Here is a 26150-nt window from a genome sequence, read left to right on the forward strand (position 1 = left end):
CCTAACTATACCCTTATTTCGGGTAGTAAAATAGAGGATTTTAAATTTTCTCGAACTCGTCTGACTCTCATGTTACTGCAACCCACAAAAAATCCCTCTAGGACTGATAATTTCATCAATCCTAGAGGGAAAGCTATTATATTATGGATTATTTGACCATAAACCTGCGTGTTTTAAAACAACGCGATTATTTAGTTTCAACTGTAGAACGATAAGTTCTGCTAGGTCTTCTGCTTGCATGACCTTATCCGGATTGCCATCTGTTAAATTCAATTCTTTTGCCATATCAGTTGCAACTGTACTTGGTGTTAGTGTCACGACACGGATATTATCTTTTCTTACTTCCATCATTAATGATTCACTTAAGCCGATAACCGCAGCTTTAGATGCCGAGTAAGCACTTGTTACAGGGCCACCTTTTTGTCCGGCAGTTGATGAAATATTGATAATATCTCCACTCTGTCTTTCCACCATTTCAGGTAGGACTGCTCTTGTTGTGTAGTAGACACCTTTAACATTCACATCAACAATATTTGTCCATTCTTCTGGTGACAACTCCATAAATTTACCAAATTTAGATATACCAGCATTGTTGAGTAGAATATCGATTGGTCCAAGTTCGCTTCTAATCGCTTCTACTGCTGACGTAATTTCATTTAAGTCTGCAACATTTGCAGTTTGCACTGACACTTTAATATCATATTCCGCTAGTTCTGACTTAACATTCTCTAAGTTTTCAAGCGTACGACCAACAAGCCCAACATGGACACCTTCTTTTGCTAGGGCAATCGCTGTCGCACGACCGATGCCACGACCGCCTCCAGTAATTAAGGCAACTTTTCCTTTAATATCCTGCATGAATGTTCTCCTCCATTAATCAATTATCATCTATACTTTATCATTTTTATATATAAAATTTGAATGATTCGTTCTATCTCTGCATCACAAGAATTCAAGCAACTCTTTTAAATCATTCACTTCATAATTCAGTGGTACTTCATGACTTTTTTCTAGTTTGTATGGGTTATACCAACAACGTTCAATCCTTGCATTATAAGCTCCGTACATATCTGAAATCAGACTATCTCCAACCATTAAAACCTCATTCGGTGAGAGCTGTGCTCTTCTTAGACTTTCTTCAAAAAAGTTCACATTCGGCTTCTCATAGCCAATATCACTAGAGATATAAAGATCTGTAAAGTACTCGTATAAACCTGCAAGTTTCAATCGATTTTCCTGCATGCTTAGTTCACTATTTGAAGCTGCATATACCTTATAGCTTTTTGCCAATTCTTTAATAGCGAGGTCTGCATTCACCTCTAAAAAGTGTTGACGACCTAAGCCAGCCTGAAAATGATCTCTTATTAAATTTGGTTCTACACCTAAGTTTAATTTGTCAGTCAAGATGCTAAAACGCGTATTAATGACATCATTTACGGTTATTTTTTCTGCTTTTTGTTGTTTCCATAAATCATCATTAATTTCCAAATATACCTTATAGAGATCTTCAGTGAAATCTAAATTGAAGTGTTTAAATGTATCTTTAAAGGCGCCTTCACTCGATTTTGGGAAATTTAAAATCGTATCATCAATATCTAAAAATATCGCCTTATACTTGTTACGCTTCACCATCTATCAATGCTCCTTATTTTCTATACAATGTCATCAAAATTATAGCAGATATCTATTTATAACTTAACATAAGAGCAGTAATCTAGTATCTAGTATTTGCCTATAAAACATTCAAGGTATATAATTAAGTTGAAGATAGTTAGACGTCTAATTATTCAGCTACGAAAGTATATTGAGGAGGAAATATTGTGTCCGAAAAAAAGATATTTGACCTTCTCCACCAAATGGATACGTTCACTAATCAGATGATGATTCGATGGAATAAAATTTTTGATGAAGACCTAGGTGTTTCACATATACTCACCCTATCCTTCATACAACATAACGCACCATCTCGTCCGTCTGATGTTTCAAAAGCCTTGGGACTCACACCACCTACTGTGACCCATCTAGTGAATAAATTGGTTAAGAAAGAATTAGTCGAACGTGAAGCAAATGAAAATGATCGCCGCATCATATATTTAGTAATTACAACTAAGGGACAGGAAATTCTAGAAAAAGCGATTGAGAGCGGACAGGTTTTACGAAAAGAAATATTTTTAAAACTAACTGAAGATGAAAGACAACAGCTGCTCAACTTATATAAAAAATTAAACCAATAAATCAAATTATAAAGGAGCTAGGTAAAATGAGATTAGAAGGTAAAGTTGCGATTATTACAGGAAGTGCTTCCGGTATTGGTAGAGGTATGGCACTTGCTTTAGCAAAAGAAGGCGCCCATGTCGCGATTGTAGATATCAATGAAGAGATGGGTGAAAAAACGCTATCAGAAATTAATCAACATACAGAAGGTATGCTATTCATCTCAGATATTTCTAAAAGAGAAAATGTTGAATATGTTGTTTCTGAAGTTATTAAAAAGAGAGGCAAGTTAGATATTCTTATCAACAATGCACATGCTTCAAAACAGGCACCTTTTGTTGAAACGAATCAAGAAATGTTTGACCTATCATTTGGTACTGGATTTTATCCTACCTTTAACTTTATGCAAGTAGCATATCCAGAACTGAAAAAGTCTAAAGGTAAAGTCATTAATTTTGCATCTGGTGCAGGTCTTAATGGCCAACCGACACAAACTTCATATGCTGCTGCCAAAGAGGCAATTAGAGGTATTTCTAGAGTCGCTGCTAATGAATGGGGGCCTGAAGGCATTAATGTTAATATCATCTCTCCTATTGCACTTACTGGTGGAGTGGAACAATGGAAGAAAGATTCCCCAGAATTATATGATGCCATGATTAATAATATTCCATTAAGAAAACTTGGGGACCCTGAAGAAGATATTGGTAGAGTTGCTGTCTTCTTATCAAGTAGTGATGCTGATTATGTGACAGGTCAAACAATAATGGTAGATGGTGGATCAATCAAACTTAGATAGTTGTTATTTTAAGTTATAATATTCAAATTTTCAGGAGGTTATTTTATGAACAGATTAGAAGGTAAAGTTGCGATTGTTACAGGAGGCGCACAAGGTATGGGTGCCGCACATGTTAAACGTTTTGTCGAAGAAGGCGCTAAAGTAATTTTCACTGATATTAATGAAGAAGCCGGAAAAGAACTTGAAAAGGATCTTGGAGGGTCAGCAAAATTTGTAAAGCAAGACGTTACAAAAAAAGAAGACTGGGATAAGGTCGTTAAAGAAACTAAGGATTCATTTGGGCAAATTGATATTCTTGTGAACAATGCTGGAATCAGTGTCAATAAGCCTTTGATGGAAATGACAGAAGATGACTACCGTAGAATCGTTGATATTAACCAAGTCTCTGTGTTTTTAGGGACACAAGCTGTCGTTCCTTCAATGACAGAAGCTAATAAAGGATCCATCGTAAATGTCTCATCTATTAATGGTCTAGTCGGAGGCGCTGTCGGTTACACCGATACTAAATTTGCAGTAAGAGGATTTTCTAAAGCGGCTGCCTTACAACTCGCACCACTAGGAATTCGTGTAAACTCTGTGCACCCTGGTGTTATAGAAACACCAATGATTAAACAAGGCGATGCAGCAGAGCAAATCAAAGCATTTTCAAAATTTATTCCTATGAGAAGAGTGGCTCAACCCGAAGAGGTTACTGAACTTGTCCTCTTCCTCGCTTCAGATGATTCATCCTACTCAACAGGTTCAGAGTTTGTTGCTGATGGTGGCTTGACTGCCCAATAAGATATGTAGCACGTTGATATTATTATCAATGTGCTATTTTTTTATTCTAAGTAATATACAAGCAGATTATTTTCTCCTCTAATTGGCCTATGCTTATAATATGGAAGTGATTGATTTAAATATTTTAGGAGGTCTCTTACTATGGAGAAGAAATATGAAGGGTTATTTCAACCTTTAACGCTTCCAAATAAGGTTACACTGAAAAACCGTTTTGTACTCGCACCAATGACACACGTTTCATCACATGATGATGGTACAATCTCTGATGTAGAATTGGAATATATAGAAAAGCGTTCTAAGGATGTAGGCTTATCTATTTCAGCAGCAAGTCATGTAACACCGATTGGTCAAGCATTTACCGGGCAACCCTCTGTCGCATTTGACAGTGATATTGACGGTTTAAAAAAACTTGCACAGGCTATGAAGAAAAATGGTGCACAAGCACTCGTTCAAATTCACCACGGCGGTGCAAAATCCTTACCTTCATTAACACCAAACGGTGATGTTGTTGCACCAAGTGAAATTCAAATGCATGCCCAGCCTCCACATAACCCTAGCAAGGTAGATGAGGATTATCACGTGAGAGAGATAACTGTTGATGAAATAAATGAAACTATAAAAGCATTCGGTGACACGACACGCCGCGTCATTGAAGCAGGATTTGATGGAATTGAGATTCATGGTGCCAACCACTATCTGATTCATCAATTTGTTTCACCGTACTATAATCGTCGTACTGATGAATGGAAATATGATGACTTTAAATTTCCACTTGCTGTAATTGATGAAGTTGTTTCAGTTGCAAAAGAATACGCTAATGAAGATTTCATCATCGGCTACCGCTTCTCCCCTGAAGAAGCAGAATCACCAGGTATTTCTATGGAATTGACTAAAGAATTACTAGAGATTTTAGTACAAAAACCTTTAGACTATCTTCATGTTTCTCTAGGAGATATTCACTCCAAAACACGTGAAGGTAAATACAGTGGAGAAAGTCGTCTTCACCTTGTTCACGAGTGGATTGACGGCAAACTTCCATTGATTGGAATTGGTTCAATTTATACTGCAGAAGATGCCCTAAGTGGATTCGAAACAGGCGATACAGAACTCATCGCACTTGGTCGCGGTATCCTTCTAGACCATGACTTTGTTGGTAAAATTAAAGATGGACGCCCAGATGAAATTACTTCAGAATTTGATCCAGACAGAGCAGACTTACATGAACTACCAGAAAAACTCTGGCACCAGTTGAACGACGGACACTACGGTGTACCGAGAACTAAATAAATATAGTTTTTGAATGGCCTAGAAATGTGATTGCCACACATTTCTAGGTTTTTTCTTTTTGTAGTGATAAGTTGCTCTCTTTTCCCTCACTTATCACCATCTTCCCTTATTTCGGTGATAAGTCACCCTCTTTTACCTCACTTATCACCACCGCAGACAATTTAACTTAACTGTCTATAGAAATGGGTAAGTAAATAGGACCACTTAATCTTATTAATCAACCACTTAGGCAAAACACGTGGTTTTTTCACTATATACATGGTTTACTTTGCTTAGAAAAGGAGCAAGATGAATGAAAATCACTTTTAAAAGAGATCCATCGCTCAAGAAAGACGAAGTCGAAATCCACGCTCAAGCAGATAGTCCTGAAATCCAATCAATAATAAGAGAACTATCAAAACGTACATCCAAAAAGGTAAAGGGTCGACATAATGATGAGGTTTTTCTTATAAATCTCGCCGATATTTATAGTTTCAGGATTGAGGACAGAAGGCTGTATGCATACACAATCCATAAAAAGTATGTAATACAAGCGAAGTTATATGAGGTTGAAGCTTTATCAACACACAATTTTATTCAAATATCAAAATCTGAAATCATCAACATCGATTTTATTCACCATCTTGAGTTAGGTAAAAATGGCATCATCAAAATCATCTTTAGCAACAACGATTTCACTCATTCTTCTAGACGATACTTAAAACAGATTAAGGAGCAGTTGAATTTATGAAAAGAGCATTGATGGGTATTTTAATTGGCTTATCTTCAGGACTTGTTATTTCAATTATATTTTCTTTAATATTTGCTGACGGTCAGTATCACCCTGTTTCACCTGAATCCACTTTTGGTAATTATTACTTCAGTCATTTTACCGAATTACAAACCGTCATGATTGCCTCACTTGTATGGGCATGCATTGGAGTCACCTTTAGTTTAGGTACCTATATTTTCACTCATACAGATTTCACCATTGTAAAAACAACAGCCCTACACTTTTTAACTATGTTACTCATATTTTTTCCACTTGCAGTACTTGCGGGATGGTTTCCGATTAAACTCTCGGCTTTAATGATTTTCTTCATGATTTTCATTGTTGTTTATATCATTATTTGGTCGATTATTAGGAGACAAACAAAAAGAAAAATAGCAGAAATTAATTATAAGCTAGGAGGAAAGTAAATGATCAACGAAGGTCGATATACTGCAGTACAACAGGATAATATCACAGTATTTTTGATTGGTATGCGTATCAACAAGTGGTACAAAGTAAACAAATGGTTACCTGTATTCTTAGCGATGCCGCCGATGATGAAAGAGTTGAGTCAAAACCCATCACTCGGTTGCCTGAATACAGAGATGTTCTTTCGTTCTAGAATGAATATACTCATTCAGTATTGGGATTCAGTAGAAAACCTCCAAGCATATTCAAAAATGCCGAAGCATTTAAAGTCATGGAAGAAATTCTTAAAATTAGTTAAAGACAATGATGCTGTTGCCTTCTACCATGAAACATATAATGTCGAGAATGGACAGTCTGAAAATGTTTATATTAATATGCCAAACTTCGGTCTAGGAAAAGTATTTGGTGTCGAGGCCGTTAGTAAACACACACAATCTGCAAATAAACGTCTACAAGAAGCTAGGGAGAGAAAAAAATATGAATGAGAATGTATTTATAATTGGTGCCACAGGGACTATAGGTGGTGCTGTTGCAGAGTCGCTTAAGCAATCAAAGTATGAGCTTACAGCTTTAATCCATAATAATACAAACACTTTTCTGGAAAATAACGCGAACCTAGTCAAAGGTTCACTTACAAATGCCGCACTCCTAAAAGATCATCTACAAAATCACGACTACCTTTTTATTGCTTTAAATGCTGGTAACGATTCCGAAGCAATTAAGCGCATTGAAGAAGAAGCGGTAATCGATGTACTTAAGATTGCCGAAGATGTTGGCATTAAAAAGGTGGTCTATATTTCTGGCATGTACGCTGAAAAAAGATTTTCCAATCACCCATCTGAATCTGCAAAGGTTAATGTAGAAAAACATTTAAAAGAAAGTAATCTTCCATACACAATCTTTAAACCTGGATTTATAGATGTTACACTACAACAATTCGTCCAAGGTAAACAAATTATGTTACTCGGTAGTCAACCTCATCCCATGCACATTGTGAAACTTAGAGAAATGGCCAATGATATAGCTGATTCTTTTAACATTCATCAGACTAACTATCAAACATATGTCGTAACAGGAAGAGAAGAACCGATACTTCTTAAAGATGCCTTAGAGCAATATGGTAAAAAGTTTGATCCCGTACTGCCTGTTAAAGTTATGCCGCTTTGGTTTATGAAAATTTTAAATAAGACGTTTTTAAAGGGAAAGTTAACTCGAGCCATAGATACCATGAGTTTAATGCAAAAATACGGTGAGGTTGGGAATTTAGAAGGTTATCATAAAACATTTTCAACTAAGTAAATCATCGACTAAAAAAATTCCCATAAAAAACAGGAAGGCAACCTCTGTTCAGGTTACCTTCCCATTATTACCTAACAATACTATTTCAGACCCTCAATGAATGCATAAAAATCATCTATGTTTGTTAGATTACTATTACATACTGCACTATCATTACAAATATAATCGCCTTTTTTACTATAAGTTCCGTCATTTCCTGTTTTGGATTTACTTAAAAATAGTGATACGTCCGATTCATGGTTACATATTTTACAGAATCCTTTTACTTTCTTTCTCGATAAAGTTCCATATGCCCCTTTCAATTCATCATTAGTATCTCTATATATAAAATATTTTCGATCTGTAGCAATATCATTCCAAGCTAAAAATATAGTCGATTTCCTATCCACTAAATCAAAATCTGGTGTTTTTAATTTTTTAACTTTCTTAAATAACTTATTGATCTGAACATCACTTGGAATTTCAAATCCATCTACATAAGGTTTTAGCTTATTAAAATGAAAGTCCAATTTCTTTCTAGTCAATCTAACATCATCTAGCGCTTCAATAAATGCCTTAGACTCCAGATTATGTTGGTCAAACACGTACTTAATTTTATTTAATAATAATTCTTTATGAGCCTGGTGTAATTGAACATCATTCGTTTGATACACTCTATAGAGTTCAATCGCGTCATTTTTTATTTGGTTAAATTCATAAACTTTCAATTGTGTCATTTCTATTTCCTCCTAATTTTTAGAAGTACTCTATGAAATGAATCCTATATTTCAATAAAGCACTTCTTATTATAAACGTTCAGTGCTTGTTCGTATGATTAATGACATATTGTAATGTCTCATGTAATCCACTCCTTTTACATCCTCAAGTATACCAGATAAACTATTTTACTTTTTCTAAAACACCATCTGTCATTTTGTATACTGCATCACAATATTCGGTCAGTCTTTCATCGTGAGTCACAATGATACACGTTTTGTCTCTTTCAATCGTTTGCTCTTTTAAAATTTCCATAACCTTCATTGCATTTTCTGTATCAAGTGAGGCTGTGGGCTCATCGGCCAAAATAATACTAGGGTTCGTATATAAGGCTTTGGCTATGGCAACACGTTGTTTTTGCCCCCCAGATATTTCACTAGGTAATTGATTTTTCACTTCAGTTAATGACAAATGTTCAAGCAGTTCATCTAGCTCTTCATCAGTCATGACATCTTTTTTAGATTTCTTCAATAGTTTAAATTGTTGTCGGACAGAAAGAAATGGGACCAAATTACTAGCTTGAAGTATAAAACCAATTTCACCCATTCTGAGCTTAGCTAAACTCTTTGTATTCATACCTGTGATTTTCTGTCCATTCACGATGACCTCACCTTCAGTTGGTGTTTGTAAGGCACCTGCCATGGTTAAAAAGGTACTTTTACCAGAGCCTGATGGCCCGATCACTGCAATACAACTTCCCTTATCGAATTCAACCGAGGTTTTCTTAACCGCTTCTATACTTTGATTCCCATCTTTAAAAGTCTTTTTCACATCTTCAAATTTAAGCATACTATCCGCCTCTCTTAACCGATTGCTTTTAATGGATCTACTTTTCTAACACTGATGACTGAAAACAGACTGCCTAGCATGGCGACAATAATTAAGACCACCATATAAATAACCATGGTTAAATAATCGAATTCTATAGGTACTGCTGGTGGTAGAAATACACCAGTTAATAAGGTAAGTCCTAAGCCAATAATCGTACCAATCAACGCGACAATCAGTGTTTGTCCTAAAACAGAACGAGCTAAATAACCGTTAGTAAATCCTTGGGCTTTTAAAACCCCAAAGAGACTTGTCTTCTGTAAAGTTAACACGTATAAGAAAATTCCAATGACCGCTGATGAGATAATGAATAAGAATATTATCATAAAGTTTAGAGTTAATTGCTGTGGTGTGTATCCCGGTAAATTCTCTACAAATTCATCAATAGCCAGCACTTCAAGTTCATCATCAACATTTACATTTTCAAAATTATCATCCTTGACTACTACAGCATTGATTACGTCTTCACCTAGCATTGGATTTAATTTTTCTACTGTTTCATTACTTGCAAACAGTAATGAAGACGCACGGTACTGAGCACTATCAGTGAAACCAGTAATTTCTAACACTTCATCACTATTGGATAAATTCAACTCATCTCCTATATTAAATCCAGCTTCTTTTAGTGAATAATCTGCAACCACTTCATTTTCAGATACTGCAACTTCACCTTCTATAACAGGAGGCATTAAGAATGAATCTTCTTCTAAGCCGAACACAAAGGCGTTTTCTTCTACTTCTTCATTAGAAATAATGACAGAAAGTTCCTTTAGCTCTGCCTGTTCTTCAAATAAATTATTGATATCCTCTGTATTAATCATAGATTGTTGGATAGTTTGATTTGCATCCTCACTAATTACAATGGCGTCCGCTTCCCACTGATCAATCGCTTCCTTATTTAAGTTCATTAGACCACTAGCTAAACCAGATAAAAGGAATAATAAATAACTTATCATCACGATAACACCGATGATCAATCCAAATTTCAATTTATTTCTTCTAATTTCATTCCAAGCTAAATACATAGTAATCCCAACTTTCGTTTAACTAACTTCTTTATTATAAAACGACATAGCTCATCCCACAAAGAATAACACATCACCACCTTGAAATTGATTGAAATTTCTGAATAATTATGTTAATATCAATATAAATACAGTCGCCCTTTCAGCTATGTTATGGAAATTAAATCCATTTACAGAAGGGAGGTTTAAAAATGTTTAAATTTCCATGGTCGAGGTTATTGTTCCTTGCACTACTAATCTTTGTATTAGCCCTAGCCGCGTGTAGTAATGAGGAAAATACGGATGAAGCTTCTACTGATGAGTCTGACACGACAACTGAGGAAAATAGCGATGATAATGCTACTACAGAAGAAAGCGATGATGCAGATTCTGAATCTGAAGAAGGAGAAGATGAAAATTCTGAGGATAGCGCTGGAACTTCAGCAGAAACGGAGGATAAGGTTACTGAATTCGAGCCTGCCTTTCCTGAGCAAACAAGGGCACCCGCAGTTGAAACTGAAACTGAACTTGATGTCGAAGCGATTGTAGAAGGTCTAGATGTCACTTGGGGTATGGAGGAGTTTGATACAAACCGGCTCCTTGTAACCCAAAGGGATACAGGTGAATTGCTCATTGTGAACTTAGAAGATGGATCTGTTTCAGACCCTATTGAAGGGACACCAGAGGTATTCAATGAAGGTCAAGGTGGTCTACTTGATGTGACGATCGCCCCTGATTTTGAAGACTCAAGACAGGTATATTTAACATTTTCTGAAGAAGTGGATGATGGCAATTTAACAGCTGTCGGTAAAGGTGTATTGTCGGAAGATGAGACAGCACTTGAAGATTTTGAAGTTATCTTCCAAGCAGAACCAGCCTATGACGGTGATTTACACTATGGTGGTCGAATCATCTTTGATGAAGGTGGTAACTTATTCCTAACAACAGGAGAACGTTCAGATGATCCTATTCGTGAGCGTTCACAAGATTTAGATGCTTATCTAGGTAAAGTGATTCATATTACACCTGATGGAGAACCAGTGGATACGAATCCATTTATTGAAGATGAAGAGGCTTTAGATGGTATTTATAGTTATGGACACCGTAATATTCAAGGTGTGGATTTTAACCCTGAAACAGGAGATTTATGGATTGTTGAATTTGGTCCTCAAGCTGGGGATGAGCTAAATATTGTTGAACCAGGTAATAACTATGGATGGCCAGTTGTTTCGTATGGTATCGAATATTCGGGTGAATTGATTAATGAAGGCATTTCAGAACACGAAGCACAAGGCTTTGTTGAACCGAGGTATTATTGGGATCCAACCAGTGCACCAAGTGGTATGTCATTCTATGATAATGATGCAATTCCTGAATGGGAAAACAACTTATTCATTGGAGGTCTAGCACCGAACTATGTCGTACGTGTTGTCATTGAAGATGACACTATAGTAGGAGAAGAACGACTCTTAACTGATGAAGGCGAACGTTTCCGTGATGTACTTGTCACTGAAGATGGTGCGTTAATTGCAAGTACTGATGGTGGTAAGATTTATAAAGTGACAGCAGCTGAATAATATGAAGCAGCCGTTATGAAGGGTTTCCTATCATAACGGCTGCTTTTTTCTAATCATTCCAAATTAAATAATTTATAGCTGTTAAAAATTGAAATGAATTGTTCTTTAGTTAAATTATTATGATCCTTTGCTTTGGCATGTCTTAGTGCTTGCCTAAATTGATTTTTCGTAAAAAGGACTTTATATTTTTTATTCACCCATTTATGAACAAAAGACTCATACTCTTTATAATCCTTTTTTGCTATCTTAGGCTTATGTCTTTTGAGCACAATTAACACTGAATCAACCTTTGGCTGAGGATGAAAATAGTATCTCGGCACTTTTTTTAGAATCTCTATGTCCATTTCCACCATCAAAGTTAAACCTAATGTGCGGTTTAGATTTCTTAGCCTTTTGGCGAAACCTTCTTCAACGATAAGGTAAGAGATCTTAGCAGAGCTTTCAAAAGTAATTTTTCTAACAATATCAGTGCTAATGTTATAAGGAATATTACCGAAAATTTTATAGTCCTTTTTTCTTGGAAAGACAAATTTTAAAATATCTTTAGAAATGACTTGTACATTTCGGTGAGATGCGACTTTTTCCTCTGTAATCTGACTTAATCTCTTATCTATTTCAATAGCAGTCAAAGACTTGCTATCTTCAGCAATTTCTTTAGTAAAATGACCCTTACCTGAACCAATTTCTATTACATGGTCATCCTTACCAATATTTATATGACTCAATATACTGTATATATTCTTTTTTGAAGTAATAAAATTCTGCGTGTGTTTTGGGTATTTCTGATTCATTATAACCAATATTTTAATCTGGTTGATAATGAACGCTGTTTAATGAAAGCTATTGAAAACATACCTATACCTTTATCTCTTTTCTTTTAGTGTTTATAAAAGAAATAAAGTTAAATCAACAACTGCTATACTTACACACATATCTAAATCCTCCGTACCTTAAATTTGTGTCATTAATTATACCATTAAATCATCTTTAATGACCGATATTACTCTACATAGTAAACCACATAATTAACCTCTACATACTGATTAAACTGCTTTATACCTAATAAGTTAAGTTTGATTCTTCGATCAATATTTTTAAATAACCGAATTCCATTATTATCTAAATATTAATCATATTGAATGTTATACATTATTTAAAACTTTATCATTTAAAAATAAAAATGAATACAACCTTTTATCTAAAAGATTGTATTCTCATATAATAATTTATGAAATTAGTTTTAAATAATTAATTCTGTCCATATTTTAACCGCTGTAGCAAGAATGAGTGTTGCAAGCATCCATCTAAGGATTTTCGTATTTATTTTCTGACCTGCTTTAGCTCCCAGTGGGGCTGCGATAAGACTTGCGATTATCATAATGATTGAAGGCCCGTATAATACTTGATCTGTCGCAACTTTACCTATAGTTGTTCCTATAGACGATATGAACGTAATTGCTAAGCTGGTTGCGATTGTTACACGTGTAGGAATTTTCAAAATCACAAGCATAATCGGCACGAGAACAAATGCCCCTGCTGCACCGACGATACCTGAAGCAATACCTGTCAGCAAGGCAAGTATTGAGGCCAGTGGTCCGTTAAATTTTAATTCCTCTCCCGGTGAAAAAGGGACTTCTTTTTTGGGTATAATTATCATGACTGCAGCAAGTGTCGCAAGGACAGCATACACTAAGTCAACCTGAGGCTCCTCGAGGAAGCCGGAACCATATGCACCCAACAGACTCCCGATCAGTATGGCACTCCCCATATAGACAATCAGCCTCTTATTTAAATAGCCACTTCCTTTATAAGCCAAAACACCGCCAACGGTCGCAAAAAATACCTGCACAGCACTAATTCCTGCGACTTCGTGGGAAGTGAAGGCTGTAAATCCAAATACGACAGGGATATACAGCAGCATCGGATATTTAATGATCGATCCGCCGATACCTACCATTCCTGATATAAAAGAACCTGCAAAACCAATCAGGAAAATGAGGATAATAAATGAAATTTCCATTATTTCATTGCGGCTTTAATGCCGGCATATCCTTTTTCAACATTGATTACATTTTCGAATCCGCGGGCTTTAAGCACGCTCATTGCAATTGCAGAACGTACGCCCGACTGGCAGTGAACAAAAATAGTGTCATCCTGATTGAAGGGAATATCTTTATTATCCAACTGTCCAAAATGAATGTGGGCTGCTGTGGACAAGTTTCCGTCTTTATACTCTGCTGCTGAACGGACATCAAGAACTTTTTTGTCTTCATATAGTTCAATAAACTCTTCAGGAGAGATATTCTCATATGACGCATCAAAATATTGACTTGCCTGTTCTTCAGAAATAATCAGTTGAAGATTATCAAAACCGATTGAAGCAAGGTCTTTTTGCAGAGATGTGCTGTCATCAGGATTTCCGATAATAGTCATCGGTTCATCATAATTGATATACCATCCTGCAAACTGAAGAAATTTATCATTGTAAGGGACATTAAGAGACCCTTTAACAAAACCTTTTTTAAATGCTTCTTTACTCCGAAGGTCAAAAATCTGACCTGTAAGTTTTTTAGAGGATTCCAACTCGACATCCTTAACCTTAAACTCAGGCAATCCCATTTTATTTACTTTTTTCATTTGAGCAAAGTAACTTGGAGGTTCCGGTTGATCATTTGTTAATTCTTTTATAAATTTATCTTTACTGTCAAAATTAAATGCCCAGTTATTCTGGCGTTCATAACCGAGTGTTGATAATGGTACTGCACCCAATGATTTCCCGCATGCACTGCCGGCTCCGTGACCTGGCCACACCTGAAGAAAATCAGCATAGTCACTTAATTTATTAAGTGAGTCATACATGGCATTCGCGCCTTCTTCAGTTGTGCCTTTCATTTTAGCAGCTTCTTCAAGAAGATCCGGGCGTCCGATATCGCCAACAAATAGGAAATCTCCAGTAAATATGCCCATAGGCTCATCGCTGCCTCCGCCGTGATCCGTTAAAATAAATGACACACTTTCCGGAGTGTGACCGGGAGTATGAATCACTTTAAGTTCGATATTACCGACATTAATTACGTCATTTTCTTTAAGAAATACTGTGTCTTCCGGAACAGATTGATATTTCCAATTGTCATCACCTTCATCAGAAACATACAGCTTAGCCCCAAAATATTTCGCTGCATCACGTAAACCGGATGCAAAATCGGCATGAATATGCGTTTCTGTGGCATGCGTAATATTAAAACCTTCTTCAGCTGCTACTTTTTCATATTCATCGAGTACTCTTTTCGGATCGATAATAATTGCTTCTTTCGTTTTTTGACATGCCACCATATAAGATGTTTGTGCCAGTTTTTTATCAAAAAATTGTTTGAAATACATTTATAACACTCCTTTTAATTTCGTTATTAGATAAATAAATTCAAATTACTGTTTTCAGCATCGCCGAGGTACGTACCTACACCGCCAAAGTTAACGTGAGGCAACAGCTCTTCTTTCTCGACAGCCATAATATCCATACTCATCGTACACGCTATCATCTTCACACCGAGTGCATCAGCTTTTTCTATCATTTCAGTTAGTGCATCGACTTTTTTATTTTTCATCACATGTTGAATCATTTTTGAACCCAAACCGAACATATTCATTTTAGAAATTGGAAGTTTGGAAGCAGATTTTGGCATCATCATACTAAATGTTTTATCGAGACCTTTTTTATTTCTTTTCGGTGCATTTGGATCTTTAATTACATTCAGCCCCCAGAATGTGAAAAACATAGTGACTTCCTTACCCATACTTTTTGCACCTGCAGCAATAATAAAAGAGGCGAGTGCTTTATCCAGATCACCGCTGAAAACGACCATTGTTGCCCCGTCTTTTGTTTCTGTCATTTTATGGCCTTCGATATTTGTATTCATCGCGTTTTTCTCAAGAACAACGATAACTTTATCGTTATACATTTCTTTTTTTAATACTGTATTCCCAGTCTTTTTAGCCCAGGCTTCAATGTCAGTAGAGAACCCTGTGTCGGTCACTGTTATTTCCATTTGTTCTCCTGTTTTCAAATCACTCATTACTTCGTTCACTTTGAGCAAGGGACCGGGACATTGCATACCGCTTGCCTCAACTTTTATACGGTCATCAAAAATCAGCCTGTTCAGTACGGACGAGTCCTGATGGGAATGATCTGCTGCTACAGAACTTGCCGTATCATATCGACCTGTATAAACTGAATATCCTTCTTCAAGATTAACCGCATCAAATCCGTTATTCTGTAATGTGCTTACAGCAGTTGCGCCTCTTCTTCCACGCTGGCAATAGACATATATTTTTTTATTTTCCGGAATTTCATTGAGCCGGTTCTCCAACTCATTTACTGATATATTTTCAGCACCTTTAATATGACCAGCCTCGTACTCAACAGGCTCTCTCACATCAAGTAAAAATTCATTGTTTTCAATTACCCAATCTGCATCATTCATATGATATTTCTTTTTTTCATTATTCAATTCACGTCATCCTCCAATATATTTAATTACCCATAGGGGTATATTAGCATGTGTATTTAACCATGTCAAATACCTGCTGGGGTATGTTAAAATTTTAAATAAAAGCAGATACGGTTATCTGCTTTTATTTAACAATTCTACTGCTTCTTTAACGAGTGCATCTGTATTCTCTTCAGGATTATTCATAGTCTCTTTAACGCATTGTACGAGATTCTCACTCACAATGACGTTCATCGTACGGTTAAGTGCACTTTTAGCTGCGCTGAGCTGAGTCACTACATCCTTACAATCCTGACCTTCATCGATCATTTTCAAAGCACCATTAATTTGTCCCTGCAGGCGATTAATCCTATTGATAATTGCTTTATCATAAATGGTTTTTTTCGATAAATTCAAAATTAACACCTTCTTTTTAAATTTAATTTCCATTCATTGTATTACGATTAGTATTTTTAGTCAAATACTGTAGGGGGTATACATTTGTTTATATTATTTTAAAGCAGTGACAGCTCTGAGGGTAGAGTGTGCTTCAGCACCCTAGTTCCATTCTTCATTTTGAGCTTCTTTGTATCCCGAACACGTTGGATGTTGAAATACTCAAACATAATTATGCAGGTTGGTGGTGTCATCATGATTCTGATGGGTGTACTGCTGTACTTCGATGGCTTAACACAGATCATCATTTGGTTGCAGCCATTCTTCGGGGATTTCCAAGGATTCTAACTATAAATTAAAAAAATCAGAAAATCAATTTAAAACATAAAGAAAAAGAAAGTAAATAGCATGGCCTTTCTTATCTTAAATCAATATTTCATATATTTGTTATATTCTAATATAAAGAAAGTCAAACGAATTGATATAATAAAATATAAGGAGGAGTTTTAAATGAAGAAATATTTAATGCCAACTTTTTTAGGGTTAACGTTAATTATAGCCGGATGCGGAAATGAATCAGCTTCAAATGAAATAGACATCAAAGAGTTTGTTTCAGAATTGAGTGCCAGTAATACAGTAGAGTCTGCTTCTATTAACGATAAGAACCTTGTTGTACAGGATGGTGGTAATGAAGATACTTACACTCTTCCTGAGAACGAGTTCTTTGTTTCTGTAGCTCCTTATCTTACATATACTCATCCGTGTGAATTCCATAGCCTGACAGGCTGTCAAGGTGAACTAGTAAACGAAAAGATGGATGTAAAAATCACGGACGACGAAGGCGAAATTTATGTTGACGAGACATTGACCACCCTTGAAAATGGATTTTTGGATTTCTGGTTACCAAGAGATAAAAATTATACAATGGAAATCAGTTACCATGATAAAACTGTGAACCATGACTTCTCTACTTTTGAAGGAGATAGCACCTGTTTGACAGATTTACAACTTAAATAAAATTCAATAAAGTAGTAGACCAACCAGTACTTTAGTTGATCTACTATTTTTTTATTTTTTATTTCATACCATCTGGATAATTTCTGCAAAAATAGACTATATAATCATCTTTACTGAGACTTTACAATCTCTACCATTTGATTCAAATTCTTTTACCATTGTAAGAGTTTTATAGCGCAAGATATTGATTCAACCTTATATTTATCACTCATGGTATTTAGAGTCATAAATAAACTCAACTGTTTATTTTTCAGTTGGGTTTATTTTTTTGAAAAAATTCTCCTCAAATATTTGGCAATTTTGCAGTTTCTCCCGTTGAAGGATATGAAAGGGGAAATCATCGCCCACCTTTGCAGTATTGCGAAGGGAGATGACACGCATGATAGAATCCGGTCGTACCGAATGGCAAATCCGCTGTGCATTTAATGCGTTCTGCAAACGGGTGCTAAAGAATGTCGCTATTGATATCTATAATGAGCGGCGTCGACAACAGTCTAAAGAAAAGACTTTTTCTGAATTGACATCACGCGAAATTCATCAACTCTATTCTATAGATAATTATAGTGAAGACAATACAGAAGAGTTTCAACTTGTAGTTAAGAGAATTACAACACATTTTACTTGCAGAAGCGATGCACACACTGCCAGAAGAAAAGTATAATACAGTCCTATTATACTATTTCCTACAACTATCTGATATGGAAATTAGCGAACAGCTCAATGTGCATCGTAGCACTGTATAGTATCGACGGACAAGCGCTCTAACACGGTTGAAACGATTTTTGGAGGCGCATGCAGATGAATGGGAAGAATAAAATAAGCACTCAAAATGATGAACGTGGTTTGTTGCCGTACCAGACAATTTTAGCTGCAAACGCGGGCGAAGCCGAAGCAATGCACATTGTCGTACAACACTATGACTCTTATATTGCCAGTCTATCCATGCGAAAAATTCAAGATGAACATGGCAATACTTACTGGGGTTTGGACGTAGAGATGCAAGGTCACTTACGATCTAAACTGATGCAGTCTGTTTTGGTTTTCAAGATATAAATCCATCATGAGCTATAAGTCCCCTTTCATGATAAATCATTGTACTTTGACAAACCTGTTTGGCATATAACCCATACCGTATATCAAAAAAATCAGATACGTTCTATGGATGTTAGCCTTCTGATGCTTGCGCCGAGACTTTCTATGAAACGAGTGATAAACAAGCCATCAAACGTCATTGTGGTAAATGATTGGCGACAATACATCTGTATATATAATGATACACCCTTACCGTCGTGGTCCGAGCGTTCAAAGCGACGCAGGCCACGAATGAGGCTGGAAGAAATACTTGCAGTGGTAAAATGCCCGTGTTGCTGTACCCACGGCAGTCTGATTTTTCATTTTATATTCAGCCAAATTTTATAGAGTAAGTAATTAAAACGCAATCGCCTCTAGACTCCAAATAGAGCGATTAAAAACTATAACGAAGGTGATTTAATGTATAAAGATGTCTCTTATCCATTTTTATTAACCCGAGAACAAGCTTCTGACTTCTTAGGCATTGACCCTAAATCTTTTGATAAGTATATTCGATCACATAGTGATTTAAAGCGATTCATGATTGGAAAACAAGAAAGATTCACCGTAGATGAATTGGTCTATTTCGTTAAGCTGTATTTACTGTATGGAACTCGTGCAGTATCGGATTTTGTTTTGTTTCGCAAACTCGTCCATTCCAATTCAGCCTTATATACAGTTTCTATTCGTCAGTTCGGGACTTTGCGTCGGGCTTCCTTCAGACTCCACCCCACGGTGGACACCTTGCCTTTCGCTAACAGTTCCTACTGCCAAGCCTGTAGTGGACTTTCACCACCAAGTTATAACCCATGCCGGGCACACGATAAAAACGCTCAGAATATTTTCCGAGCGGTTTAGTTTGCTGTTTATAATGCTTTTCTAAAGCCTGCTGAATAAAGAATATACAATATAATGAATTTTTGTGATTGTATGTTCGATAATATATAAGAGTTATTCCGTAAAACAGTTGGTTTTGTTATGCTGTTCTTTTATAATTTTTCACTTTTACAATAGAACTTGATTCGAATCAATTTTTATTTCATAGAAACATCCTATACTAGAGTCATCAACAAGGAATACAAATGAAAATGAAATTGGAGGGAATCAACATGCAAAGATATATATTAAGTAAAAAGAATTCCATTACACTGATCAGTGCAATTTTGATTGCACTTGCATTCTTCGGACGATTTTCCTTAGACAACATGGCCATTTTCAATTGGTCGCTCATCATTGCATCTATTCTTGGTGTAGCACCAATTGCGATTCAAGCCTATCAGGCATTAAAAGTAAAAGTTGTCAGTATTGATGTTTTAGTTACCATTGCAGTTATTGGGGCAGTATTGATTCAAAATTATGAGGAATCAGCCATCGTTACTTTCTTATTCTTATTTGGTTCTTACTTGGAGCAACGTACCTTGAACAAAACACGTTCTGCCATTAAAGAATTAACAGAGCTGGCACCAGAAAGTGCTTTAAAGCAAATGGAAAACGGAGAATTTGAAGAAGTAGATGTCGATGATGTAGACGAAGGTGATATTTTATTAGTTAAAACGGGTGCAAAAGTTCCGGTAGATGGAACAGTGTTAATTGGTGAAGGTCACATTAATGAAGCAAGTATTACTGGAGAATCTCTACCTGTAAGTAAAAAGGTTGATTCTGAAGTATTTGCAGGATCTATCTTAGAAAATGGAACGATCCAAATTCGAGCTGATCGTGTTGGAGAAGATACAACATTTGGTAGAATTATCGAATTAGTGGAAGAGGCACAGGATTCCAAATCAGAAGCAGAACGTTTCATTGACCGATTCTCAAAATACTATACACCAGCTGTGTTAGTCCTTGGTTTTATTGTTTGGTTTTTCTCAAAAGATATTGAACTAGCTATCACGATTCTTGTTTTAGGATGTCCAGGTGCATTAGTTATCGGGGTACCTGTATCCAACGTTGCCGGTATCGGAAACGGTGCACGTAATGGTGTCCTCCTAAAAGGTAGTGAAGTTATCAATGACTTTAGCAGAGTAGATACTATCGTTTTTGATAAAACAGGAACATTGACAGTAGGAAACCCTGAAGTTGCCGAAAAAGAATTTTACGGAAAAAATACTGAAGAGGTTCTAGGATATTTAGCAAGTGTGGAGCGTGAATCGGACCACCCACTAGCGAAAGCTGTCCTACAGGATATTGGCGAGACAACTTTCTCTACTGTTGAAGAAACCGAAGTCGTTAAAGGTGGCGGAATTGTAGCAAAAATAGGTGTTCATCGTATAGCCGTTGGTAACGTAGCTTTAATGGAAAAGGAAAATGTAAAATTAAGCGAAAAAGCTAAAAAAGACGTCGAACGCTTTGAGAAAAATGGGAATTCTCTTGTGTTAACTGCGGTCGACGGAGAATTAAACGTTCTGATGGGTATTCGGGATCAAATCCGTCCAGGTGTTAAAAAAGATCTTCAAAAACTGAAAAAACTAGGGGTTAAAAACCTTGTCGTTCTTTCTGGGGACAACCAAGGAACCGTAGATTTAGTTGCTCGAGAACTTGGGTTAACAGAAGCACATGGTCATATGCTACCGGAAGGAAAATCTGCTTATATCGAAAAAATGCAAGCAGAAGGCGGGATCATTGCCTTTGTCGGTGACGGAGTGAATGATAGTCCTTCACTAGCCTTAGCAGATATCGGAATCGCCATGGGAAGTGGAACAGATGTTGCAATTGAAACATCAGATGTTGTTTTAATGAATTCTGACTTTAGTCGTTTACCACACGCATTAGGCTTAACAAAATCAACTTCAAGAAACATGAAACAGAACATTACCATAGCAGTTGGTGTGGTATTAGTCTTACTTGCCAGCCTACTATTTAGTGAATGGATGAATATGTCAATCGGGATGTTGGTTCATGAAGCAAGTATCTTAGTAGTCATCTTGAATGGTATGAGATTGCTTCGATACCGTTTGAGAGAATAATTTTAATAGAAACCAGTCTTGATGAATGATAAAGGGGAAGTACTCAGGTAGGAAGAACAAAATACTCCCCTACTTTTTGTTAAAACTTGATTTGCATCAATTTCATTTCGTTGAACCTGAACTATACTTAAATTGTAAAAAAGAAGAGGGAAAACAAAATAATCAAAGATAAGATGAAAGGAGAAATAATTCATGCAAAAAGGAGTTATTCAATTAGAAACATTATCTTGTCCATCTTGTATGCAAAAGATTGAAAATGCGGTGAAAGGATTAAACGGGGTTAATCAAGATAGCTTAAAAGTATTATTTAATGCTAGTAAAGTAAAAGTAGATTTTGATTCAGAAACGATCACCATTAACGATATCGAAAAAGCCATTGAAGACTTAGGATATCCAGTCGTCAAATCAAAAGTAAAATCGGCCTAATACCAAAAAATCACAAGAAAGAGGGAACGAATAATGTCTGAACAAACATTTAACGAAGTAATAACAAACCATTTTGAAAAACTGGATTTATACACCACTGCAATTACACGGGCCCATGGTAAGAATCACCCAGAAGCCTTTGAAGTACGTGAATTGTTTGAAACAATTAGTGGAAAAGTAAAAGACGCAGGTACGAACAAACCTGACTTAGATGCTGAATTTGCTCAATTACGAAAAATCACAGACAACTACACCATTCCTGGAGATGTATGTGAAACGTATGCAGGCACATTCGAGATGTTATCAGAAGTAGATAAAGCATATCAGGCTTAAAGTAACTCAAAAACAAAAGAATAGATTGGTTTACGGTCGTTAAAAAATGAAGAGGGAAATGATTTATGCAAAAAGCAACGATTCAATTAGAAACCTTATCTTGCCCATCTTGTCTCCAAAAGATTGAAAATGCGGTGAAAGGAATAAACGGTGTGAATCAAGATAGCTTGAAAGTAATGTTCAATGCAAGTAAAGTAAAAGTAGATTTTGATTCAGAAGCAGTCGCTATTAACGATATCGAAAAGGCAATTGAAGACTTAGGATATCCTGTTGTCAAATCAAAGGTAAAACCTGCTTAATCGAGTGAATAGAAAGGAAGCCTAGGATGCCCTCTTAGGCTTTTTATAAAAGGGAGAGGTTATTTTGGAACAAAACCTATGTTGTCATCACCAACATGGACATGCAGAATGTATTCGTATTGTTCCCATTTTCAACCATTTGGAAGACTCACAAATGGATTTGATTGCGGAATCTGCCAAGATACTTCATCTTAAAAAAGGGGAAATGTTATTCCATGCAAATGAGGAAGATGATACCTTATATATTATCAATTCAGGTAAGGCTCGGATTTACCGCTTATCGGATTCTGGAAAAGAACAACTTGTTCGCATTTTAAATCCTGGTGATTTTACAGGTGAAGTCGCCATTTTCCAACCTGGAAGTATTCATGAGAATTATGCGGAAGCACTACAAAATACAACCATTTGTTTAATTAAACGAGGTGATTTACAGAAGTATTTGGTGGAATATCCGCAGATCTCATTAAAAATACTGTCAGAAGTAACGATGCGTTTAAAGGATTCTGAAAAACAAACCACACAAGTAGCGATTGAAAATGTAGAAACCCGCATTATATCCTTTTTAGCTGAGAATGTTGAAAAGGGAAGTGGCGATAGTCCAACGATTATCTTACCAATGTCCAAAAAGGATTTAGCCTCGTATCTTGGTACCACACCAGAAACAATCAGCCGTAAATTTACTACTCTAGAAGAACTTGGATTGATTAAACAGTTACCGAAAAAGAAAATTAAAATAATGGATTTAGATCAATTGTTACTTCATACTGAATAAATATAAGCAGAGTAGCGTGCCATCATCTAACGTGTTAAGTTTAATAGTACAAAACATAAAATAACAAACCTTTTAGCAATTCAATTAGCATATAAAATGGATTGCTAATTTTTGTTGATTTAACAATGTTTATCTACAAAAAGAAAGAGAAATGGCTACTTATTTGGCACTTATTTTACCAAGACGACATAAACTTGTGTCAACTGCATAATTCATTAGCAAAACACCCCCTAATAACTAAGCTAATTCCTCTGATAAATAACTAAGTAATTGGAAATTTATGTTAAAATTATAATTTGGATTGTGAATTAGTGTACTTAAAGTAACGGGGGCTTTAGTTAAATAACCATCTTCCACAATCGGGCACGATTGTGGAAAATCAAAAGCCTCATTCCTTAATTAAAAAGGAATGAGGCTTTTTTACAATATATATTAGCTTTTTTTATTTCGGTAAGTAAATATCATTGAATTTCCGCTTTTTTCTTGTATATTACCTGTATATTGTGTGTATATTACGTGTGAATTTTCCCCTGTTTTTAAAGCACCGCATATACAGTAAAATCCCCCAACCACACGTGGTTGAGGGATTTGCAAGTGTTGATTTATTAACGCTTTGAGAACTGTGGAGAACGACGAGCCTTTTTAAGACCTGGTTTCTTACGTTCAAAAATTTTGGGGTTTTCATACTAATTAATAATCTTTATTGATGTTGATATATGAATGTTTATAAGGGCTCTTAACTTCATGAAATATTATACTATTTCAATGAAGGGTATTAATTAGGAATTAAAATTATGCTGGTCGGTAGTCAAATTAATACTATAATCTGCTATTATTGAATCTATTTTATCTAATAAAGGTTTAAATTGTTTAAAATCAATATTTTTAAAATTACTAGAAATATAACGAGAAAACTCAGGTTTTCCATAGTGTTGGGTACGATCAATTTTATCTTCTCTCCAAAATGTTTTACCATCAATAACAGTTTCTAAAACTTCTGAATCAAATAAATCTTCTATTTCAGAACTATTATTATGTATAGGTGGAGTAAGCAGAAGATGTAAATTCTCAACTAAAAAAAGGTGTAGGTTATTTTGCAAATTCTCTTTTTCAGATTTTATCTTAAATCTTTTTATAAATTGATTTATGGGCTTATCGTTGGAGCCATATAACTCATTGTCAAAAATAAGAATAACAGGGTTTTCTGCTTTTTTCTTACAAATGTCTTTAAAAAATTTTAAGTAATTTAGATCTGTGTAATGGGCATAAACATTTTTAAATGCAGTACCTCCGTCATTACCTATTCCTAAGAAATATTTTAATGTTCTTGTTTTATTCAAAAATGAAATCTTAAAGTTAAATGTATCCCCTGTTCCTTTTTCAACTAATCTTGGATATTCTTTATACATACTTTTTAAAGCAGCTTTTATATATAATACATCCGTTTTACCTTCCGTAATAATTAACGGAATTGAATTGGCGAAAAAGTATTTATAAAACAAAAACTTTTTATATTCTTTTTCCTTACCTTTCATTTTATATATATCTGGAAAATCTTTATTCTTTATATTATTTTCTTTGACACTCTGATTGATAAACGCAAGTCTTCCTTGCAATTGATTGACATTCCCAGTTTTTCCATCGATTTCAAAATAACCTTTTTTATACAAAGAATATGCCATTGATCTCGTTTTTTTATAATAATCACGAGGAACATTAATTTTCTTATTAACAATAAGACCTGTCACTATTTGTCTAGAGTCCTTATCTTGAAGTCTACTCTTACTGTCATTTATTTTAAATCCTGCATTTTCAATCTCTTTAGATATCTCCTGATAAAATGTTAAATAGTTATCTTTAAATTTTCTATCATTTGTTGAAAATGTCATATCATCTGCATATCTCGTATAATGAAGTCTATATTTTTTAGCAGTTTTTCTTATTCTATAATCTAAAATTTCACATATAAAGTTCGTGATTATTGGTGAGGTTGGTGCTCCTTGTGGTAAATATCCGTTATAACACGTTAGCTGTGCAAGAATAGTAGCCACATCAATAGGTAGTTGAAAGTTTTTATTCTTATTAAAAAAACCCCTGACTCTTCCAAAATGAAAACTTTCAAAAAAATCTTCTATATCAATATTTAAAACAAATCTTTTGTTCGTATGCTTCATCGCATTCTTATAAATATCTTTACCTATTTCAAATCCAAAAGACGAATAGTTATTTTGTTGTTTTTTAATATCATAAAATTCTTTAGAAATTCTTCTTTGTATAGACTTGAGTTCTGGTTTAGGAGAACATATTTTACGTGTCCCACCATTCTTTTTTGGTATTTCAAAATAAGAATATAAATTTTCTGTTTTTCTTTTATACAATATATAACTTAAGTAGCTTCTAGGAATATTTAAATAATCAGCTAATTCATTTCTACTTTTCACTTTATTTATCTTATTCATAAAATCTCCTTTGTAAAACGTGTGGCTACTCCATATGCGAAAGCAAATATCATCTATAGATATAGCTTATAGGTCGAATAGTGATGGAAAAGACAGCAATATTCCCAACATTTTTATTACTGCTTGCGATACACAAGCCAAGAATCTAGCCACACGTTAACATTATTATATTTCTACTAATGTATATTTTCAATGTCTAACTTACT

General features: G+C 35.2%; 31 protein-coding genes. 19 read left to right on the forward strand and 12 right to left on the reverse strand.

Annotated features, from left to right (window positions below; all coding sequences use genetic code 11):
* Positions 1 to 141 precede the first annotated feature (141 nt).
* Positions 142 to 858, reverse strand: coding sequence for a 3-ketoacyl-ACP reductase (locus V6E76_RS01175; RefSeq protein WP_026865761.1), 717 nt, complete (start codon positions 856 to 858; stop codon positions 142 to 144).
* A gap of 84 nt (positions 859 to 942) precedes the next feature.
* A complete protein-coding gene (locus V6E76_RS01180; RefSeq protein ID WP_247348213.1) occupies positions 943 to 1632 on the reverse strand; it encodes a YjjG family noncanonical pyrimidine nucleotidase in 690 nt (229 codons plus the stop codon).
* 188 nt (positions 1633 to 1820) lie between these two features.
* Between V6E76_RS01180 and V6E76_RS01185 the strand changes: the two genes are divergently transcribed.
* The 8 genes from V6E76_RS01185 (at position 1821) to V6E76_RS01220 (ending at position 7556) form a co-directional block, all read left to right on the forward strand.
* The gene (locus V6E76_RS01185) at positions 1821 to 2234 is read left to right on the forward strand and encodes a MarR family transcriptional regulator (protein ID WP_247348215.1); all 414 of its coding nucleotides are present in this window, start codon (positions 1821 to 1823) and stop codon (positions 2232 to 2234) included.
* Between the two features lie 26 nt (positions 2235 to 2260).
* Entirely contained in the window at positions 2261 to 3010 is a 750-nt protein-coding gene (locus tag V6E76_RS01190) for an SDR family oxidoreductase (protein WP_247348218.1), read from the forward strand.
* Positions 3011 to 3055: 45 nt separating this feature from the next.
* The gene (locus V6E76_RS01195; protein ID WP_247348220.1) at positions 3056 to 3790 is read left to right on the forward strand and encodes an SDR family NAD(P)-dependent oxidoreductase; all 735 of its coding nucleotides are present in this window, start codon (positions 3056 to 3058) and stop codon (positions 3788 to 3790) included.
* A gap of 141 nt (positions 3791 to 3931) precedes the next feature.
* Positions 3932 to 5077, forward strand: a complete 1146-nt coding sequence (locus V6E76_RS01200) for an NADH-dependent flavin oxidoreductase (protein WP_247348222.1) — start codon at positions 3932 to 3934, stop codon at positions 5075 to 5077.
* A 292-nt stretch (positions 5078 to 5369) separates the two neighbouring features.
* Positions 5370 to 5807 (forward strand): LytTR family DNA-binding domain-containing protein, encoded by a 438-nt coding sequence (locus tag V6E76_RS01205; protein ID WP_247348225.1) that lies wholly within the window; start codon positions 5370 to 5372, stop codon positions 5805 to 5807.
* Positions 5804 to 6256 (forward strand): DUF3021 domain-containing protein, encoded by a 453-nt coding sequence (locus tag V6E76_RS01210; RefSeq protein WP_247348227.1) that lies wholly within the window; start codon positions 5804 to 5806, stop codon positions 6254 to 6256. Before V6E76_RS01205 ends, V6E76_RS01210 begins: the two co-directional genes overlap by 4 nt.
* A complete protein-coding gene (locus V6E76_RS01215; protein WP_152292138.1) occupies positions 6257 to 6742 on the forward strand; it encodes a DUF4188 domain-containing protein in 486 nt (161 codons plus the stop codon). It begins immediately after the preceding gene.
* Positions 6735 to 7556 carry an NAD(P)H-binding protein gene (locus V6E76_RS01220; RefSeq protein WP_247348228.1) on the forward strand — a complete coding sequence of 274 codons (822 nt, stop codon included), beginning with the start codon at positions 6735 to 6737 and terminating at the stop codon, positions 7554 to 7556. Before V6E76_RS01215 ends, V6E76_RS01220 begins: the two co-directional genes overlap by 8 nt.
* 80 nt (positions 7557 to 7636) lie before the next feature.
* On the opposite strand, the gene V6E76_RS01225 is transcribed toward V6E76_RS01220, so the two are convergent.
* The 3 genes from V6E76_RS01225 to V6E76_RS01235 all read right to left on the reverse strand — a co-directional run bounded on the left by V6E76_RS01225 (position 7637) and on the right by V6E76_RS01235 (position 10165).
* On the reverse strand, positions 7637 to 8272 hold the full coding sequence (locus tag V6E76_RS01225) for a FusB/FusC family EF-G-binding protein (RefSeq protein WP_247348230.1): 636 nt from the start codon (positions 8270 to 8272) through the stop codon (positions 7637 to 7639).
* 163 nt (positions 8273 to 8435) lie between these two features.
* Positions 8436 to 9101, reverse strand: a complete 666-nt coding sequence (locus V6E76_RS01230) for an ABC transporter ATP-binding protein (protein WP_247348231.1) — start codon at positions 9099 to 9101, stop codon at positions 8436 to 8438.
* A 14-nt stretch (positions 9102 to 9115) separates the two neighbouring features.
* A complete protein-coding gene (locus V6E76_RS01235) occupies positions 9116 to 10165 on the reverse strand; it encodes an ABC transporter permease (protein WP_247348234.1) in 1050 nt (349 codons plus the stop codon).
* Positions 10166 to 10356: 191 nt separating this feature from the next.
* Between V6E76_RS01235 and V6E76_RS01240 the strand changes: the two genes are divergently transcribed.
* Positions 10357 to 11721 (forward strand): PQQ-dependent sugar dehydrogenase, encoded by a 1365-nt coding sequence (locus V6E76_RS01240; RefSeq protein WP_247348236.1) that lies wholly within the window; start codon positions 10357 to 10359, stop codon positions 11719 to 11721.
* Positions 11722 to 11774: 53 nt separating this feature from the next.
* On the opposite strand, the gene erm is transcribed toward V6E76_RS01240, so the two are convergent.
* The 5 genes from erm to V6E76_RS01265 form a co-directional block, all read right to left on the reverse strand.
* Entirely contained in the window at positions 11775 to 12512 is a 738-nt protein-coding gene (gene erm / locus V6E76_RS01245) for a 23S ribosomal RNA methyltransferase Erm (protein WP_247348238.1), read from the reverse strand.
* Between the two features lie 449 nt (positions 12513 to 12961).
* A complete protein-coding gene (locus V6E76_RS01250) occupies positions 12962 to 13741 on the reverse strand; it encodes a sulfite exporter TauE/SafE family protein (RefSeq protein WP_247348239.1) in 780 nt (259 codons plus the stop codon).
* On the reverse strand, positions 13741 to 15102 hold the full coding sequence (locus V6E76_RS01255; RefSeq protein ID WP_247348241.1) for an MBL fold metallo-hydrolase: 1362 nt from the start codon (positions 15100 to 15102) through the stop codon (positions 13741 to 13743). The genes V6E76_RS01250 and V6E76_RS01255 overlap by 1 nt, the downstream gene beginning before the upstream one ends.
* Positions 15103 to 15128: 26 nt before the next feature.
* Complete coding sequence (locus tag V6E76_RS01260) at positions 15129 to 16229, reverse strand: DsrE/DsrF/DrsH-like family protein (protein WP_247348243.1); 1101 nt, start codon at positions 16227 to 16229, stop codon at positions 15129 to 15131.
* A 114-nt stretch (positions 16230 to 16343) separates the two neighbouring features.
* A complete protein-coding gene (locus tag V6E76_RS01265) occupies positions 16344 to 16604 on the reverse strand; it encodes a metal-sensitive transcriptional regulator (protein WP_247348522.1) in 261 nt (86 codons plus the stop codon).
* A 180-nt stretch (positions 16605 to 16784) separates the two neighbouring features.
* Here V6E76_RS01265 and V6E76_RS01270 point away from each other — a divergent pair, with 180 nt between their 5' ends.
* From V6E76_RS01270 to V6E76_RS01315, 10 genes are all read left to right on the forward strand, one after another.
* On the forward strand, positions 16785 to 16952 hold the full coding sequence (locus V6E76_RS01270) for a hypothetical protein (RefSeq protein ID WP_499797688.1): 168 nt from the start codon (positions 16785 to 16787) through the stop codon (positions 16950 to 16952).
* Positions 16953 to 17114: 162 nt separating this feature from the next.
* Entirely contained in the window at positions 17115 to 17621 is a 507-nt protein-coding gene (locus V6E76_RS01275; RefSeq protein ID WP_247348245.1) for a CueP family metal-binding protein, read from the forward strand.
* 370 nt (positions 17622 to 17991) lie between these two features.
* A complete protein-coding gene (locus tag V6E76_RS01280; RefSeq protein WP_499797689.1) occupies positions 17992 to 18282 on the forward strand; it encodes a hypothetical protein in 291 nt (96 codons plus the stop codon).
* Positions 18283 to 18419: 137 nt separating this feature from the next.
* A complete protein-coding gene (locus tag V6E76_RS01285) occupies positions 18420 to 18674 on the forward strand; it encodes a helix-turn-helix domain-containing protein (RefSeq protein ID WP_247348249.1) in 255 nt (84 codons plus the stop codon).
* Between the two features lie 438 nt (positions 18675 to 19112).
* Positions 19113 to 19550, forward strand: a complete 438-nt coding sequence (locus tag V6E76_RS01290; RefSeq protein ID WP_247348251.1) for a MerR family transcriptional regulator — start codon at positions 19113 to 19115, stop codon at positions 19548 to 19550.
* 251 nt (positions 19551 to 19801) lie between these two features.
* A complete protein-coding gene (locus tag V6E76_RS01295; RefSeq protein ID WP_078147400.1) occupies positions 19802 to 21655 on the forward strand; it encodes a heavy metal translocating P-type ATPase in 1854 nt (617 codons plus the stop codon).
* Between the two features lie 192 nt (positions 21656 to 21847).
* Complete coding sequence (locus V6E76_RS01300; protein ID WP_054788693.1) at positions 21848 to 22081, forward strand: heavy-metal-associated domain-containing protein; 234 nt, start codon at positions 21848 to 21850, stop codon at positions 22079 to 22081.
* A 33-nt stretch (positions 22082 to 22114) separates the two neighbouring features.
* Positions 22115 to 22414 carry a hypothetical protein gene (locus V6E76_RS01305; RefSeq protein WP_026907429.1) on the forward strand — a complete coding sequence of 100 codons (300 nt, stop codon included), beginning with the start codon at positions 22115 to 22117 and terminating at the stop codon, positions 22412 to 22414.
* A gap of 65 nt (positions 22415 to 22479) precedes the next feature.
* Positions 22480 to 22713, forward strand: a complete 234-nt coding sequence (locus V6E76_RS01310) for a heavy-metal-associated domain-containing protein (RefSeq protein WP_026907428.1) — start codon at positions 22480 to 22482, stop codon at positions 22711 to 22713.
* A 154-nt stretch (positions 22714 to 22867) separates the two neighbouring features.
* Entirely contained in the window at positions 22868 to 23485 is a 618-nt protein-coding gene (locus tag V6E76_RS01315; protein ID WP_499797690.1) for a Crp/Fnr family transcriptional regulator, read from the forward strand.
* 605 nt (positions 23486 to 24090) lie between these two features.
* Here V6E76_RS01315 and rpsI read toward each other — a convergent pair.
* Both rpsI and V6E76_RS01325 read right to left on the reverse strand, forming a co-directional pair.
* Positions 24091 to 24156, reverse strand: coding sequence for a 30S ribosomal protein S9 (rpsI, locus tag V6E76_RS01320; protein ID WP_499797694.1), 66 nt, complete (start codon positions 24154 to 24156; stop codon positions 24091 to 24093).
* 108 nt (positions 24157 to 24264) lie between these two features.
* Positions 24265 to 25944, reverse strand: a complete 1680-nt coding sequence (locus V6E76_RS01325) for a retron Ec67 family RNA-directed DNA polymerase/endonuclease (protein ID WP_247348255.1) — start codon at positions 25942 to 25944, stop codon at positions 24265 to 24267.
* Positions 25945 to 26150: the final 206 nt, after the last annotated feature.

The sequence above is a fragment of the Jeotgalicoccus huakuii genome, assembly GCF_036665975.1.
Lineage (GTDB): Bacteria > Bacillota > Bacilli > Staphylococcales > Salinicoccaceae > Jeotgalicoccus > Jeotgalicoccus marinus.